Raw genomic sequence first — 545 nt, forward strand, 5'->3', positions numbered from 1 at the left:
CCCCGCGTCGGCGTGGGCCACCACGCGACGCTCCGCCGAAGAGCCGAGCGAGCACGCGGAAGGGGAGCGTCACCACGGTGGCGATGGCGCCACCGATGGTACGCAGGACATCTGCGATGGCACGGAACACGGAATCCTCCTTGTCTGCGCCCACGATGCGCCCGCCGGGACGCCCCGTGGCTCGTGACCCCGAGTAACCCCAACCGCGGTCGGTAAACCGAATCCGGCCCGTACTCCGGCGCGCCGTACCGACTTTCGGCTCAGCCCTTGCCCAGGAAGTCGGCCGGGAACGCGCCCGCGGCCATGGCCGTCGAGGCGAAGGCCGTGGCCAGCTCCGTCAGCCGCGCCACGCCGGCCGCGCCCAAGTGCTCGTACGGCGCCCGGTCCAGCCGGTCGGTCTCGACCTCAAGCTCCTTGCGCAGCGCGGTCCCCGCCGGCGTCAACTCGCCGTCGGCCGCCAGCAACCCACGCCCGCGCAGCCGCTCCTGGGCCGCCACCCACTCCTCCTCGGACCAGCCGCGCATCGTACGGGCCCACGTGGGCGC

At 73.8% G+C, this 545-nt stretch carries 1 protein-coding gene and 1 pseudogene; both read right to left on the bottom strand.

The annotated features are described in order from the left end of the window. The coding region (locus tag KUM32_RS44630) for an LPFR motif small protein (protein ID WP_308408861.1) at positions 1–130 on the bottom strand (130 nt) is incomplete at its 3' end. Between the two features lie 130 nt (positions 131–260). Next, positions 261–545, bottom strand: a pseudogene (locus KUM32_RS42720) (hypothetical protein); the annotation flags it as partial.

Source organism: Streptomyces sp. AC627_RSS907 (assembly GCF_019049165.1).